The following is a 14,399-nucleotide window of genomic DNA, read 5'->3' as shown; positions in this document are numbered from 1 at the left end:
GCGGACCCACCTCTCCTGCCGGCGCCTACCGGCTTGTCGATGGTGTCAGCCCGTTCAGGGTTGCGCTGAGGAAAAGCGTTGGATCGGTCCTGATCTCGCGACTCGTCGGGAATCGCTCTCCTCGCCGAAGTATCCGCGCCGAACCCCACATCTTCGCTGATATTGACGCCTCGGGAACAAAAGCGGCACCGACGGCTGGAACGCACCGCGCTCTAGCACTCGTTTCCTCGGCAAGCAACCTATCTGGAGATGCTTGGTTCATCGGGCTTGACAATTTGCTGTTTTTGCGAGTTAACGACACGTATCGACCTCCTAAAGGCAGCCCATTGACACCGGATGCCATATTTCAGCCATATCTCGGTAACACGGAAAACCATCTTTTTTTGTCAATAACTTGACTCATGATCGGCAGTGTCATACCTATTAGGAAGGAACAATTAAAAGGGGTTTGAATGGGCCCGAACGAGATCTCGTGCGAGGCAGTAGCCGATCGTTGGCTGTGCCCCGACTCGGGCGGGAGTGCGCGTGGCGCAGGTCGACCCGCCACCGTCAAAGGTCAGGACGTTCAGTCCGTTCCCCTTGACGCCGTCCGCCAGCCCTCCGCAAGAGGGACCACAGAGGAACCTCCGCGAGTTTGTTTCAATAAATGGACTTATGGGTACGAGATAACTACTCTTACTTCTAGTATAAGCGTGCTTACGGGGGGGATAGGTTGCACGTATTGACGGGCTGCGAGCCTGCCCATGTCGGTTTGATCCCAGACGGTATGCGCCGATGGGCGAAAAGCCGTGGCATCTCCTTGGCTGAGGCGTATCTACAGGGCGCGGAAAAGGTAGCCGACGTTCTTCAGGTACTACGCCGACACAACGTACGGACGGTGTCGGTGTACAACCTGAGCCGGGCCAATCTCGCCCGCAGTCAGGCCGAGCTCGAGCCCGTGTTCAACGCGTCGATCCACTTCCTGACCCACCTGATCCCTGCCCGCTTCGAGCCGGACGCCTGCAGTGTCCGGTTGTACGGTGACCGCACGCTGCTACCGGAGGATTACGTCGCGGCGGCCGAGCACGCCGAATCCGTCATGCGCGGAGAGGAATTCCGCATCAACATCCTCGCCGCCTACGACGCGAATCACGAATTACGAGCAGCCGTTGCGCAAGCGCAGCAACAGGGCGGCGAAATCAACGGCGCCTTCGACATCGAGGACGTCGACCTGGTCATCCGCACCTCCCCCGAGCCTCTTTTGAGCGGATTCCTTCCGCTGCAGACCCAGTACGCTCAACTGCGGTTCTTGACGACGCCGCTCAACGAACTCGAAGAGCGGCACATCGACGAGTTCATCGACGACTACCGGCGCACACCGCAGCTTCGGGGACGGTAGGCACCGATGCACTCCGACCGGCGTCCCGTGATCATCGGCGCAGGCCCTGCCGGCCTCACCGCCGCACTCGAACTGGCGAAGAACGGCGTCGCGGCCCAGGTGTTCGAGGCATCGTCGAACGTTGGAGGTCTGGCGCGCACTCCGGGTGAGCACGGTTTCCGGGTCGACCCGGGCGGTCATCGCTTCTTCACCAAGAACGAGCACATCCTTCAACTCTGGAAATCCCTCCTGCCGGCCGGTGAGTGGCACGCGGTGTCGAGGCGCTCCGCCATGCTCGTCGACGGCCACTACGTGCCGTATCCGCTGCTCGGTCGAAACCTGCTGACGCAGTTGGGTTATGGGCGCGGAGCGCATGGCCTGGGCAGTCTCGTGTGGTCCAGGATGCGCCGTGGGATGCGCTCACTCGACGACTCTGCGACCTTCCTTGAGTGGGGCCGGTACCAGTTCGGCGACTACTGGTATCGCATGTTTTTCGATGGGTACGTCCGCAAGACGTGGCTCGCCGAGCCCGCTCACCTCACCAGCGACTGGGCCGAGCAGCGCATCAAGCCGATCGTGTGGGGCGGTCGAGACGCCATGGCCGCCGACGCGTTTCTCTATCCCCGCCGCGGGCCCGGTCAACTCTGGGACGCCGCAGCATCGGAGCTGGCGCGGTTCGGTGTCGAACCGTCGCTGGACTCACCGGTGGTCAAGCTCAGGTTCGACGGCAGAAGGTGGGCGATCGAGCTGCGCAACGGGGACACCGTCACGGGAGATGCCGTCTTCTCCAGCATGCCCCTGCAGATGTTGGTCAATGCCCTGGAACCCGCCCCGCCACAGCAGGTTTGGGAGGCCGCCGCCCAGCTCAAGCACCGAGGGCTGATCACGGTCGCGGTCGCCCTCGGCGAGCGCCGAGAGCTGCCCTTCAACTGGGTGTACACACCGGGCATGGACCTGCGGGTAGGCCGTATCCAGAACTACCGCCAGTGGTCGGATGACCTCACACCATCAGGCTGGGATGGGACGTACCTGGGGTTCGAGTACTTCATCGGTGCAGGTTCAGCGCTGTGGACCGCCGACGACGCTCACATGCGACGTATGGTCGAAAGCGACCTGCGCACATTGGGTTTCGATCCGTCCACCATCGAGCGCGTCATGGTGGTCCGTTCGCAATTCGCCTACCCGATCTGCAATCCGGCGATGGAGTCAAGCGTCGCCCAGATTCGGGATTACCTCCGCAAGCGCTATCCGTCCCTGCATCCGATCGGACGCAACGGCATGCACCGCTACGACAACCAGGACCACGCGATGCTCAGTGCCATGCACAGCGTCAAGCGGTATTTCGGTGAAAGCGTCGACCCCTGGCAGGTCAACAAGGAGCGCCGCTACCACGAGTCCGGGTTGCTGAGGGTCTAGTACTTCGCCCGCCTACTCTGCGGGTTTCAGTACCGCCAGAACGGTCAGGATCAGAATCTTGAAGTCGAGGAGAAGCGACCAGTTCTCGATGTAGTAGTTGTCGAACTCCGCCCGGTCGGCGATCGAGGTCTGACCCCGAAGCCCGTGCACCTGTGCCCAACCAGTGATACCGGCCTTCACCCGGTGGCGGTCGCCGTAACGGCGGACCTGCATCTCGAAGAGCTCGACGAACTCCGGTCGCTCAGGCCGCGGCCCGACCAGCGTCATGTCCCCGCGCAGCACGTTGACCAGTTGCGGTAGTTCATCGAGCGATGCCTTGCGCATGAACTTGCCGATGGGCGTGCGTCGGTCGTCGCCTTCCACACCGCCGGGGGCCGAACCTTCCTTCAGCGCGAACGCATTCGTGGCCGGGCCGACGGGACGCATGCTGCGGAACTTCAGGCAGTCGAAAACCTTGCCGTCGCGCCCGACGCGTTCCTGACGGAAATAGACGGGACCCGGGGAGCTCAGCTTCACCAGGACCGCGAGCGTGAGATACAGGGGCGAGATGAGGACCAGCAGGATCGCCGCGATCGTGCGCCCCATGGCGTGCTTGACGGCGAACTGCCAGCCCTTCGGATCTGTATGGCTGAGCACCAGCAGAGGGATGCCACCGAGGTGGTCGACGTACGTTCCGCCGCCGATGACGTCCATCAAGCGGGGCACTACCCGCACGCGCAATCCGAGGTGGTGTGCCAGCTGAGCCGCGAGGGCCAGCTCATCGTCGGGAGTGGACGACGGCGCCACGATGAGCTCCTTGGCGCCGGTGGCCGCAGCGACGACCTCCAGATTGGCCGTGGATCCGAAGTACGGCACGTCGTCCAACTCCGCGGCCGCAGGACGAACGTCGTCAAGCACCCCAACGGGGTGTAGTCCGTAGTCGGGGAGCTGACGCATCCGGGTGATGAGCTGACGGGCGAACGGACCGGAACCGACAATCAGCGCGGAGGATCCGAAGCCGTGCCGCCGCCTCAGGTAGCGCTGAATCAACGATCGGATGAGGCGGTTCGCCGGCAGCAAGATGGCGGCACAGACCCAGATCCGGATGACCACCTCGCTTGGGCGGACGTAGTCCCCCACCACCGAACCGGTCGGCAATTCAGGCACGAACACTATGAAGGCGGTGAGCGTCGCCAGCGCCGACACCGCCACCGACGTTTCGACGGGTTCGAAGTCGTCGAGGAAGGTGTGACCGAGCCTGCGCTTGTACAACGACCGGGTGTGCATGATCACCACGACGATGGGGACGAACAGCCACGAGAGTGCTGCGATATTTCGCTCCGCGACGGGACCCGGCGTCAACCACAGCGCTATTGCGACTGCCCACGCCGCGGACCAGATGTCCAAACCGACGGTGAGCGCCACGTAGCCGGACTCGGCGCGAAAGGTCTCGACCCAGCCGGACTTCCCACCGCGAGAAGTGGCCGGCGGCATGGCCATGAGCTGCGGCACCGTGGACCTGAGCCGAGGCTGCGAATCACGGGTGGACGCATCCGCATCAGCCTGCATGTTCCCCCCGATGGAAACCCAGCGCTATAGAAGTACCTGCAATCGAAAACGTTGCCAGTCTAGGCTATGCCGCCGGAATTCCCGGCGATTCGGGTGCCGGCAGCAGCTTGCCTCATTGCTGCGAGTCAGTGCGCCCGTGAAACATGCGTTCTGCGGCGAGCGCCGCGAGATCACTTAGGACCTGAAGATGACCCGTACTCCACAGGCGTGGCTTCGTGTCGTACACACACAGTGTCCCAACGGCATTGCCGGCATCGTCCATCAGCGGTATGCCGAGATACGCCACTACCGTCCCGTCCTGCACCGCTGGATGCCGCTTGAACGTCGGATCGGCCCGCGCGTCTTCCAGGATCAACGGCGCGCCATTGGCCACCGCGTACTGGCAGACCGAACGTTCGAGCGGTGTCTGCCGATCCTCGGGGGACGCGGTCTCTTGACCGACGGAGCTCTTGAAGAACTGTCGGTCGACGTCGACGAGGGACACCAGGGCAAAGGGGGCGTCGAGCGCTTCGGCCGCGGCCCGGGTGATCCGTTCGTAGATCGCCTCCGGCGGAGAGTCAAGTAAGCCGGTCCGATGGAGGGCGGCAAGTCGGTCCGGGTCGGTGATGACCTCCGACACGTCCGGCATCGCGGTCTCGTCGAACACGCCTGACGCCACCAGGTGAGTTTGCAGATCGTCGATGGCCGGATCCTCGGCGCGCCTCAAATCGATCGCCATCTGTCTCGCGACCGCACGGGCGACGTAGGTGTCGACGGTTTCCCCCGCCTCGCGCGCATGCTCTTCGAGCAGGCGGTTGAGGAAGCCGTCGAATCTGCGTACCCACTCCCTCACTCTGTTCACGGTACGCAAATTGACGCGCGAACAGAAATCGAGCGGCCGTCGAACGGGTTTGCCCGAGCCCTCCTGAACCCGCCCATAGCACGGCGCACCCACCCAGCCGTTCGTCATCGGGTCCGGGCCGTGAACCTAGGTACGCTGGTCCGCATGAACGGTGTTCTGCTCGTTCTCGTCGTCCTGGTCATCGTCGCACTCGGCGTCGTTGCCTACGCCGCGATGAGGGCCTCCGACCGGCGCAAGGTCGCCTCCCTGGACGACGCCAAGGCCGACGCGCGCCGCGTCATCGAACGTCTCGGCGGACAGGTGATCAGCCTGACCGGAACCGACGAGGCGTCGAAGCAGGCGCTGGCCGACGCATCCGAGCGCTACACCGCGGCCGGGTCGCAGATCGACCAGGCCAACACCGCCAAGCAAGCATTGCTGGCCAAGGAGAGCGCGCTCGAAGGCCTCTATTACGTGCGCGCCGCTCGCGTGGCGATGGGCATGGATCCCGGCCCCGAACTCGAAACGCTCGCCGGTCAGCGGTCGGCAGGCACGGTGACCGAGGACCGCAAGGTCGACTTCGAGGGCCGCCAGATCGAGGCCTCGCCGACGCCGTCGGAGCGCACCCCGAACTATTACCCCGGCGGCCGGGTCGCAGGCCGGCCGGTGCCCGCGGGTTGGTATTCCGAGCCATGGTGGAAACCCGCGCTCGTCGCCGGGGCCTGGGGCCTGGGCTCGGTGCTGCTGTTCGACGCGTTGTTCTCCGGTATGCACGGCAGCGGCTACGAACAAGGCTTCGCCCAGGGCTACGACCAGGGGTTCGACCAGGGTCAGGATCCCGGCGGCGATTGGGGCGCTGACAGTGGCGGAGACTGGGGTGGCGGCGACTGGGGTGGTGGCGGCGACATCGGCGGCGGTTTCGGCGATTTCGGCGGCTTCTGACGCGGCGCGGTCCTTACAGCCGGCTCTCCAGACGCGCCGACACCCCGGCCTCCTGTAGGTCGAGCCGTTCGAGCATCGCGCGGACCGCCTCGTCTTCGATGCGGCCCTCGTCGCGTTCGGCGATCAGAGCCGCCCGCTGGTGCGCGAGCACGTCGCGGTACAGCGCGGCGAACACCTCCGAACGCTTCGTGTGCGCCTCCGGGTCGGGCATCTCATCGGCGTCCTGCGAGTGCCGGGCGATGGTCGCCTCGATCTCGGCAGCCACGCGAGGACTCAGGCCCGCAGGCGGATTGGCCCTGAAGTCGGCCAGCACCCGATCCGCGGCGTCGTGCACGACGCGTTCGGCTTTGAGTTCCTCCTCGCGGTCGACCGCGTGATCATCCGAGAACCGCGAGATGTGCAGCCGCCGGATCAGGATCGGCAGCGTCGACCCTTGAAGCAACAGCGTGCCGACGCTGACCACGAAGGCGATGGCCTGGATGGTGGCCCGCTCGGGGAACGGCTCGCCGGTGACCGTCGTCGCCGGAATGGCCGCAGCCGCAGCCAAAGTCACCACCCCGCGCATACCGGTCCACGACACGACCACGTTCTCCCGCCAGGACAGTGACCGCCGGTCGATGCGTGAACGCCACCGACCCGGCGGGTTGCTGCGCCGCCGGGTTCCCAGCGCGCCGCGGCCTCCGCTCGCGGGCACGGGAACACTTAACCGCGTCTCGACGTGCTGGGACAGTTTGTTGCGCCCGAAGATGGCGAACACCGACAGCGGTCGGATCACCAAGACGATGACCAGGACGACCAGCGACGCCACGGCGACCTCGGCGAGCGACTCGTGTGCCTCCTGCAGGTCCTCGAGCACGAAGCGCAGGTGCAAGCCGATGTAGGCGAACACGAACGCCTCGAGCAACACGTCGACCGAGTTCCACACATAGCGTTCCTGCAGCCGGGTCTGGTAGCCGGCCGACAGCGTGCCGTTGGCCACCACGAAGCCGGCGACGACGACCGCCAACACCCCCGAAGCGTGCAGCTCCTCGGCGACGATGAACGCCGCGAACGGCACCACGAGGCCCTGCACCGTCTCCAGCCCCGGATTGGCCAGCCGCCTGCGGATCCACAACGTCACGAAACCGAGCAGCGCGCCGACGATCGGTCCGACGACCGCGCTGTAACCGAACAGCAGGAACGGGTTGTGGATGAAGATGTGTCCGCCGGTGACCTGAACCACCGCGATCGAGAACAGCGTCAGCGCTGCGGCGTCGTTGATCAGGCTCTCCCCCGTCAAGATCGCCATCACCCGTTTCGGCAGGCCCAGCTTGCGTCCCACCGCGACCGCCGTCACCGCGTCCGGCGGTGCGACGATTGCGCCCAGCACCAGCGCGGTGGCGAATGTCAGGGGCACGACCACCAGCCACGCCGAGGCCGCCACCGCGAATGCGGTCACCACGACCAGCCCGACGCCGAGGCCCAGGATCGGCCGGATGTTGCGCAGGAACGTCGGGAACGAGAAGTTCAGGGCCGCCGAGTACAGCAGCGGCGGCAGCACCACGGTCAGCAGGATGTGCGAATCGAGTTCGGGCGGCTCGAAATCGGGCAGGAACGACACCGCGGCGCCGAGGACGACGATGACCAGGGCCGGTTCCAGGCCGCGCCGGTGTGCGACAGCGGTGACGACGATGGCTCCGACGACGACGAGAATCAACTCCACGCGCCGATTGTCGCTGAGGTGCGGCCGTCACGGTGACTCAGCCGCGGTGGCTATGTCTGGTCGGTCGGACACCAGAACAGGTTGCGGCCCTCCATCACCTCGGTGCGGATCTCGGTGCCACACAGCCGACACGGCTCGCCGGCCCGCCGATAGACGTAGGTGCGGGGGCGACCGGGCCCATACGACGGCAGCCCGTGGTCGTCTTCCGGGCGGATGGTGTGGATCTTGCCGCGCCGCAACCCGATCCGCATCAGCTCGACGAGGTCGGTCCACATCGCGTCGAACTCGTCCTCGTCGATGCGGATGCCCGGCCGGTGCGGGTCGATGCCGTGCCGGAAGAGCAATTCGTTGCGGTACACGTTGCCCACGCCGGCGATCACCGTCTGATCCATCAGCAGAGCCCCGATCGGCCTGCGCGACTTACGGATTCGGGCCCAGGCCAGGGATCCGTCGGCGTCGCGGCGCAGCGGGTCAGGGCCGAGGCGGTCGATGACGTCGGCGATCTCCGGCTCGGCGAGCACCTCGCACACCGTCGGGCCCCGCAGGTCGGTGCCGTACTCGGCGCCGATCATCCGCATCCGGACCTGTCCGACCGGCAGCGGCGGTATCGTCCCCGCGGGCAGCGGCCACTCGGTGAACGTGCCGTACAACCCGAGATGCACATGCACCACCCGGCCGCCCTCGTAGTGGTGGAACAGATGCTTGCCGTATGCGGTGGCCTTCTTGAGCACCCGCCCGTCGACCGCCGCGGCGCCGTCGGCGAACCTGCCCTGCGGGCTGGACACCATCACCGGTGCGCGAGCGAAGCGCCGCTGATGCAACCGGGCGAGCCGGTGCAGCGTGTGGCCTTCGGGCATCCCTAGGCGCCGGGCACCGGAGGCGCGACGTGGGTGCGTTCGTACTCGGTGAGGATGTCGATACGACGTTGGTGCCGTTCGGCTTCCGACCACGGGGTGCTCACGAACGCGTCCACGATCGCGAGCGCCTCCTCGAGGCTGTGCATGCGCCCGCCGATACCGATCAGCTGAGCGTTGTTGTGCTCGCGTGCCAGTTGGGCGGTCTGAACGCTCCACGCCAACGCGCACCGTGCGCCGGGAACCTTGTTGGCCGCGATCTGCTCGCCGTTGCCCGAGCCACCGAGCACGATGCCCAGGCTGCCCGGGTCGGCGACCGTCTTCTGCGCGGCGGCGATGCAGAACGCCGGATAGTCGTCGTCGGGGTCGTTGACGAAGGCTCCGCAGTCGATCGGTTCGTGCCCGGAACCGCGCAGGTGCTCGATGATGGCCTGCTTGAGGTCGAAGCCGGCGTGATCGGCTCCCAAGTAGACGCGCATGGCGGTCACCCTACTTCGGTGCTCGCGAAATCAACATGAGGGTCGTGATCTCGGCGAGCAAACGACCCAGGTGTACGTCTCGCGGCACCCAGGCCGCCGACTGGTTCGGCGATCAGTCGAATTCCGGCGACTCCGTGCGGGTGCGCTTGAGCTCCCAGAAGTGGGGATAGGACGCGAAGGTCACCGAGGCGTCCCACAGCTTGCCGGCCTCCTCACCGCGCGGAATCCTCGACAGCACGGGCCCGAAGAAAGCGACGCCGTTGACATGGATGGTCGGGGTGCCCACGTCCTCGCCGACCGGGTCCATGCCCTCGTGGTGGCTCTTGCGCAGCGCCTCGTCGTACTTGTCGGTGGTGGCGGCGTCGGCCAGTTCGGCGGGTAGGCCGACTTCGGCGAGCGACTCCTTGATCACCCGGCTGAAATCGGGGTCGGTCTCGCGGTAGCCCTGGTTGTGGATGCGGGTTCCCATCGCGGTGTACAGCGCGCCGAGAACCTCTCGCCCCTTGGCCTGTTCGGCGGCGATGGCGACGCGCACCGGCCCCCACGCCTTCTTCATCGCCTCCTGGTACTCCTCGGGCAGGTCACGGCCCTCGTTGAGCACCGCAAGGCTCATCACCCGGAAGCTCACCTCGACGTCGCGGACCTTCTCGACCTCGAGGATCCACCGCGAGGTGATCCAGCACCACGGGCACAGCGGGTCGAACCAGAGTTCTGCGACGGACTTCTCGGACATGGGCGATTCCTTCCGGGAGCGGGGGTGAGCAGGATGCTTGTTGGGTCCAGTCCTGACAACCGCGGTCATGCACGCAGTGTTCCCCGCGGCGGCGCCTATAGCCGCCCACTTCGCGCGCCGCGATATGAGAAACGCCTAAGAGTGCAAACGGTGATCGAACCGTGTTCCTGATGTGACCAATGTGAAGAATCGTTACCGAAGTGAATAGACGTGTTGATCTTCCACTACGCGCTCTGGCGTTGGGGGTCGGCCTGGCGGCGGTCACGACGACGCTCGCCGCACCGGCCCAAGCCGACACGACCGACGACGCCTTCCTGGCCGCACTTCGCGGCGCAGGCATGTCCGTCGACAACCCCGTGAACATGGTCGCGCTCGGGGAATCCGTATGCCCGATGCTCGTCGAACCGGGCAAGAACCTCGCGAAGGTGTACACGCAGGTGTCCGACAACGGCATCCCGCCCGACATCGCAGCGTTCTTCACGGGCATCGCGATCTCGATGTACTGCCCGCAGATGCTGGCATCGGTGGGTAACGGCACCGTGATGGACTGGCTGCCAGCGGCGCGGGCGATACCGGGTTTCTGACGCCGGACGTGCGGCGCGCCGTGGGACGGCGCGGGCTATAGGTTGGTCGCGTGGCACTTCCCAACCTGACCCGTGACCAAGCCGTCGAACGCGCCGCCCTGGTCACCGTCGACAGCTACCGCATCCAACTCGATCTGACCGACGGCACCGGCAAGCCCGGCGAGCGCACCTTCCGGTCCACGACGACCGTTGAATTCGACGCCCTCGCCGGCGCCGACACCTACATCGACATCGCGGCCGACACGATCCACAGCGCCACCCTCAACGGTCACGACATCGACGTGTCGGGCTATGACGAATCGACCGGTATTCCGCTGACGGGGCTGGCCGCGCACAACGTCGTCGTCGTCGATGCCGATTGCCGCTACTCCAACACGGGAGAGGGCCTGCACCGGTTCGTCGACCCCGTCGACGACGAGGTGTACCTGTACTCGCAATTCGAAACCGCCGACGCCAAGCGGATGTTCGCGTGCTTCGACCAACCGGATCTCAAAGCGGCCTTCGACGTCACCGTGACAGCTCCCTCACATTGGGAGGTCGTGTCCAACGGCGCCACCGTCGACGTCGAGGACGCCAGCGCAGCCAAGCGGCACACCTTCGCAGCGACACCACGGATGAGCACGTATCTGGTGGCGCTCGTCGCGGGCCCGTACGCGCGCTGGGACGACGTGTACAGCGACGACCACGGCGACATTCCCCTGGGGTTGTTCTGCCGCAAATCGCTGGCCGAGTTCATGGACGCAGAACGGCTCTTCACCGAGACCAAGCAGGGATTCGGCTTCTACCACAACAACTTCGGCATCCCGTACGCGTTCGGCAAGTACGACCAGTTGTTCGTGCCCGAGTTCAACGCCGGCGCGATGGAGAATGCGGGCGCGGTGACGTTCCTCGAGGACTACGTCTTCCGCAGCAAAGTGACACGCGCCTCCTACGAACGGCGTGCCGAGACCGTCCTGCACGAGATGGCCCACATGTGGTTCGGCGACCTGGTCACCATGCAGTGGTGGGATGACCTGTGGCTCAACGAATCCTTCGCGACGTTCGCCTCGGTGCTGTGCCAGGCCGAGGCCACCGAGTACACCGAGGCGTGGACGACGTTCGCGAACGTGGAGAAGTCGTGGGCCTACCGGCAGGACCAACTGCCCTCCACGCATCCCGTCGCCGCCGACATCCCCGATCTGGCGGCCGTCGAGGTGAACTTCGACGGGATCACCTACGCCAAAGGGGCCAGCGTCCTCAAACAACTGGTCGCCTACGTCGGCGAGGAGGAGTTCCTCTCCGGCCTGCGTGACTACTTCCGCGACCACGCCTTCGGTAACGCCACGTTCGGTGACCTGCTGGGCGCGCTGGAAAAGGCGTCGGGGCGCGACCTGTCGGGATGGGGCCGGCAGTGGCTCAAGACGACGGGCCTCAACACCCTGCGCCCCGACTTCGACCTGGACGGCGACGGCCGGTTCACCCGGTTCGCCATCGACCAGAGCGGGGCCGCACCCGGCGCCGGTGAGACCCGGGTGCATCGCCTCGCGGTCGGGATCTACGACGACGACGGCTCCGGCAAGCTGGTGCGGGTGCACCGCGAAGAACTCGACGTCGAAGGTTCGAGTACGGATGTTCCTGCGCTGCAAAGGGTTCCGCGCGGGAAGTTGATCCTCGTCAACGACGATGACCTGACGTACTGCTCGCTGCGGCTGGACCAGGACTCGCTGCAGACGGTGCTGACGCGCATCGCCGACATCGCCGAGCCGCTGCCGCGCACCCTGGCGTGGTCGGCGGCGTGGGAGATGACTCGCGAGGCCGAGCTCAAGGCCCGCGACTTCGTGTCGCTGGTATGCGGGGGCGTGCATGCCGAGACCGAAGTCGGTGTGCTGCAACGGCTTCTGCTGCAGGCCCAGACGGCGCTGAACTCCTACGCCGACCCGCAGTGGGCGCGCTCGTCCGGCTGGCCCGAGTTCGCCGACCGGCTGCTCGACTTGGCCTGCGGTGCCGAAGGCGGCTCCGACCACCAACTGGCCTACGTCAACGCGCTGTGCGGATCGGTGTTGAGCCCGCGGCACGTCGAGGTGCTCTCGGCGCTACTGGACGATGACCCCGCGGTCAAGGGCCTGCCCGGTCTCGTCGTCGACACCGATTTGCGGTGGCGCATCGTGACCGCGCTGGCCGCCGCTGGTGCCGTCGACTCCGAGGGCATGGACACCCCGTTCATCGACGCCGAGGCGCAACGCGATCCGACCGCGGCGGGACGTCGGCACGCCGCGGCTGCGGCGGCTGCCCGCCCCGAACTGGCGGTCAAGGAAGCGGCGTGGGAGCAGGTGATCGAGGACGACACGCTGGCCAACATCTCCGCGCGCGCGATCATCGGCGGCTTCGTGCAGCCCGGTCAGCAGGAGTTGCTACAGCCGTTCCGCGCCAAGTATTTCGGCGCGATCGCGGGCGTGTGGCAGCGGCGGTCCAGCGAGGTGGCCCAGACCGTGGTCATCGGGTTGTACCCGTCGTGGGACATCAGCGAGGACGGGTTGGCCGCCGCCGACGCGTTTCTCGCCGACCCCGATGTGCCGCCCCCGCTGCGCCGTCTGGTGATCGAGGGCCGCGCCGGCGTCGAGCGGTCGCTGCGCGCCCGCGCCTTCGACGTCGGCTAGCGCACTCCTTTTTCGCGCGAGTGACCGTGTCTGCGCCGCGACACGCCGCCTCCGGGCGTACAACAGCGGTCGCTCGCGGTGCATGCTGAGCGCGTGGCGGTCAGCAGAACGCGCCGGGCCAGGGCTGCCCGCAGGCGCAAGCGTCGAATCGCTGCCGTCGACAACGACCTCACGCCGGCGCAGTGGCAAGCCCTCAAGGACGCGTGGCAGGGCTGCGCCTATTGCGGCGCGACAAATCGAGCGCTGCAGCGCGACTGCGTCATGGCGATATCACGCGGCGGGCGGTACACGATCGACAACGTCGTACCGGCATGCGCCTCGTGTAACACCAGCAAGTGCAACGACGAGGTCACCGCGTGGCTGCGGCGCAAGCGTCTCGATGAGCGACGCTTCCTCGAGCGTTACGTCGAAATCCGTGCTGCGCTCGCACTCGATGCACCGTGACGCGCCCACGAGCGTGCGCATAACGCTGCTTTACCGCGGCGTGTCGTGTGCTGGGCCCACCGCTTGCGAGGGGAACACGCACCGTCGCGCAAACAGAAGGGTGAGTCAGGCCGGGGTGACGCCGGCGCTCATCACCCGCACCGCGCTGATCAACCCGTCCATCAGGTTTCCCTCTTTGAACGACGCGGCCGCCGCGGAGACGCCCAGCGGGGCGGCCTCCTCGATGCCGCGTCCCTTCACGTCGGCGCCGTAGACCACCTCGATCGCGTGCTGATCGGGCGAGACCGCGAGCAGCACGGCGTTGTTCGGGGTGGGCACCTGAGCCAGGATCTCGCGCGCGGTGGCCGCGGTGTCGTCACCGAGGTCGCCGATGTACACGGCGAAACGGGCCTTGGCTGCCCGCGACCCGTACTTGAGCGCGTCGTCGAGGAACACCAGGTCCTTGGTCGGGAAGGGATAGTCCAGCGACAGCTCGCCCGGCTGTGTGACACCGGAGATCCGGCCGCTGGAGGTGACCACCCAGCCCATCGGAAGGTCCGTGCGCCCGACCGCGGCCCGATGGCCGGTCACTGCAACGTCACCACTTGCCACTGGCGCCGCCTCCAATCGTCACCGCGTTGGACTGGTGTTCTCCCACGTTTCCGCCATGGGCCGCGGAGTCGGCCGCCACACTGCGTCCGGTCGCGTGCCCGTGATCCGCGGGCTCGTCGGACGCCCACAGGATCGGCGCGTGCTTCCAGGGGTCGGACAGCTTGTAGCTCGCCGGGTGCGGGCCCTTCTTGCGCCAGATCAACAGGGCAAGTACAGCCGTCAGCCCGAGCGGCACCAAGGTCAGTAGCGCGATTGTCGTTGTGGTGCTCACGTCGCAAACCGTATACCAGCCG

Annotated in this window: 14 protein-coding genes; 6 read left to right on the top strand and 8 right to left on the bottom strand. The window is 66.3% G+C overall.

From position 1 onward, the window contains the following. Positions 1 to 766: 766 nt before the first annotated feature. Both RMCN_RS01645 and RMCN_RS01640 read left to right on the top strand, forming a co-directional pair. Complete coding sequence (locus RMCN_RS01645) at positions 767 to 1,378, top strand: undecaprenyl diphosphate synthase family protein (protein WP_067386753.1); 612 nt, start codon at positions 767 to 769, stop codon at positions 1,376 to 1,378. Between the two features lie 6 nt (positions 1,379 to 1,384). Next, complete coding sequence (locus tag RMCN_RS01640; protein ID WP_067386750.1) at positions 1,385 to 2,773, top strand: FAD-dependent oxidoreductase; 1,389 nt, start codon at positions 1,385 to 1,387, stop codon at positions 2,771 to 2,773. A gap of 12 nt (positions 2,774 to 2,785) precedes the next feature. Here RMCN_RS01640 and RMCN_RS01635 read toward each other — a convergent pair whose 3' ends face one another. After that, positions 2,786 to 4,252 (bottom strand): sugar transferase, encoded by a 1,467-nt coding sequence (locus RMCN_RS01635; protein ID WP_234787526.1) that lies wholly within the window; start codon positions 4,250 to 4,252, stop codon positions 2,786 to 2,788. Between the two features lie 181 nt (positions 4,253 to 4,433). Further along, entirely contained in the window at positions 4,434 to 5,270 is an 837-nt protein-coding gene (locus tag RMCN_RS01630; protein ID WP_084377009.1) for a GAF domain-containing protein, read from the bottom strand. Positions 5,271 to 5,306: 36 nt separating this feature from the next. Here RMCN_RS01630 and RMCN_RS01625 point away from each other — a divergent pair, with 36 nt between their 5' ends. Beyond that, on the top strand, positions 5,307 to 6,083 hold the full coding sequence (locus RMCN_RS01625; RefSeq protein ID WP_067386747.1) for a hypothetical protein: 777 nt from the start codon (positions 5,307 to 5,309) through the stop codon (positions 6,081 to 6,083). Between the two features lie 13 nt (positions 6,084 to 6,096). On the opposite strand, the gene RMCN_RS01620 is transcribed toward RMCN_RS01625, so the two are convergent. The 4 genes from RMCN_RS01620 to RMCN_RS01605 form a co-directional block, all read right to left on the bottom strand. After that, entirely contained in the window at positions 6,097 to 7,785 is a 1,689-nt protein-coding gene (locus RMCN_RS01620) for a cation:proton antiporter (RefSeq protein ID WP_067386745.1), read from the bottom strand. A 50-nt stretch (positions 7,786 to 7,835) separates the two neighbouring features. Beyond that, positions 7,836 to 8,642: an Fpg/Nei family DNA glycosylase gene (locus RMCN_RS01615; protein WP_067386743.1), complete on the bottom strand. Its 807-nt coding sequence runs from the start codon at positions 8,640 to 8,642 to the stop codon at positions 7,836 to 7,838. Positions 8,643 to 8,644: 2 nt separating this feature from the next. Continuing rightward, positions 8,645 to 9,118 carry a ribose-5-phosphate isomerase gene (locus tag RMCN_RS01610; protein ID WP_067386912.1) on the bottom strand — a complete coding sequence of 158 codons (474 nt, stop codon included), beginning with the start codon at positions 9,116 to 9,118 and terminating at the stop codon, positions 8,645 to 8,647. 112 nt (positions 9,119 to 9,230) lie between these two features. Further along, positions 9,231 to 9,851 (bottom strand): mycothiol-dependent nitroreductase Rv2466c family protein, encoded by a 621-nt coding sequence (locus tag RMCN_RS01605; RefSeq protein ID WP_067386741.1) that lies wholly within the window; start codon positions 9,849 to 9,851, stop codon positions 9,231 to 9,233. Positions 9,852 to 10,051: 200 nt separating this feature from the next. Between RMCN_RS01605 and RMCN_RS01600 the strand changes: the two genes are divergently transcribed. The 3 genes from RMCN_RS01600 to RMCN_RS01590 all read left to right on the top strand — a co-directional run bounded on the left by RMCN_RS01600 (position 10,052) and on the right by RMCN_RS01590 (position 13,515). Further along, positions 10,052 to 10,435, top strand: coding sequence for a DUF732 domain-containing protein (locus tag RMCN_RS01600; RefSeq protein WP_067386739.1), 384 nt, complete (start codon positions 10,052 to 10,054; stop codon positions 10,433 to 10,435). A 50-nt stretch (positions 10,436 to 10,485) separates the two neighbouring features. Continuing rightward, the gene (gene pepN, locus RMCN_RS01595; protein WP_067386737.1) at positions 10,486 to 13,071 is read left to right on the top strand and encodes an aminopeptidase N; all 2,586 of its coding nucleotides are present in this window, start codon (positions 10,486 to 10,488) and stop codon (positions 13,069 to 13,071) included. A gap of 93 nt (positions 13,072 to 13,164) precedes the next feature. Beyond that, positions 13,165 to 13,515: an HNH endonuclease gene (locus RMCN_RS01590; protein ID WP_110765718.1), complete on the top strand. Its 351-nt coding sequence runs from the start codon at positions 13,165 to 13,167 to the stop codon at positions 13,513 to 13,515. A 105-nt stretch (positions 13,516 to 13,620) separates the two neighbouring features. Here RMCN_RS01590 and RMCN_RS01585 read toward each other — a convergent pair whose 3' ends face one another. Next, the gene (locus RMCN_RS01585) at positions 13,621 to 14,106 is read right to left on the bottom strand and encodes a DUF5130 domain-containing protein (RefSeq protein ID WP_067386735.1); all 486 of its coding nucleotides are present in this window, start codon (positions 14,104 to 14,106) and stop codon (positions 13,621 to 13,623) included. Beyond that, on the bottom strand, positions 14,093 to 14,377 hold the full coding sequence (gene ctaJ / locus RMCN_RS01580) for an aa3-type cytochrome oxidase subunit CtaJ (RefSeq protein WP_174523728.1): 285 nt from the start codon (positions 14,375 to 14,377) through the stop codon (positions 14,093 to 14,095). Before ctaJ ends, RMCN_RS01585 begins: the two co-directional genes overlap by 14 nt. Positions 14,378 to 14,399 lie beyond the last annotated feature (22 nt).

This window comes from Mycolicibacterium novocastrense, from assembly GCF_001570485.1.
In the GTDB taxonomy this organism is placed as follows: Bacteria; Actinomycetota; Actinomycetes; order Mycobacteriales; family Mycobacteriaceae; genus Mycobacterium; species Mycobacterium novocastrense.
This window is presented reverse-complemented; position numbering and strand designations above follow the sequence as displayed.

Bases quoted from the DNA above. Each gene is read 5' to 3' on its own strand.
- RMCN_RS01625 (WP_067386747.1), top strand. From the start codon at position 5,307: ATGAACGGTGTTCTGCTCGTTCTCGTCGTCCTGGTCATCGTCGCACTC.
- RMCN_RS01605 (WP_067386741.1), bottom strand. From the start codon at position 9,851: ATGTCCGAGAAGTCCGTCGCAGAACTCTGGTTCGACCCGCTGTGCCCG.
- RMCN_RS01640 (WP_067386750.1), top strand. From the start codon at position 1,385: ATGCACTCCGACCGGCGTCCCGTGATCATCGGCGCAGGCCCTGCCGGC.
- RMCN_RS01635 (WP_234787526.1), bottom strand. From the start codon at position 4,252: ATGGCCATGCCGCCGGCCACTTCTCGCGGTGGGAAGTCCGGCTGGGTC.
- RMCN_RS01615 (WP_067386743.1), bottom strand. From the start codon at position 8,642: ATGCCCGAAGGCCACACGCTGCACCGGCTCGCCCGGTTGCATCAGCGG.
- RMCN_RS01645 (WP_067386753.1), top strand. From the start codon at position 767: ATGCGCCGATGGGCGAAAAGCCGTGGCATCTCCTTGGCTGAGGCGTAT.
- RMCN_RS01610 (WP_067386912.1), bottom strand. From the start codon at position 9,118: ATGCGCGTCTACTTGGGAGCCGATCACGCCGGCTTCGACCTCAAGCAG.
- RMCN_RS01630 (WP_084377009.1), bottom strand. From the start codon at position 5,270: ATGACGAACGGCTGGGTGGGTGCGCCGTGCTATGGGCGGGTTCAGGAG.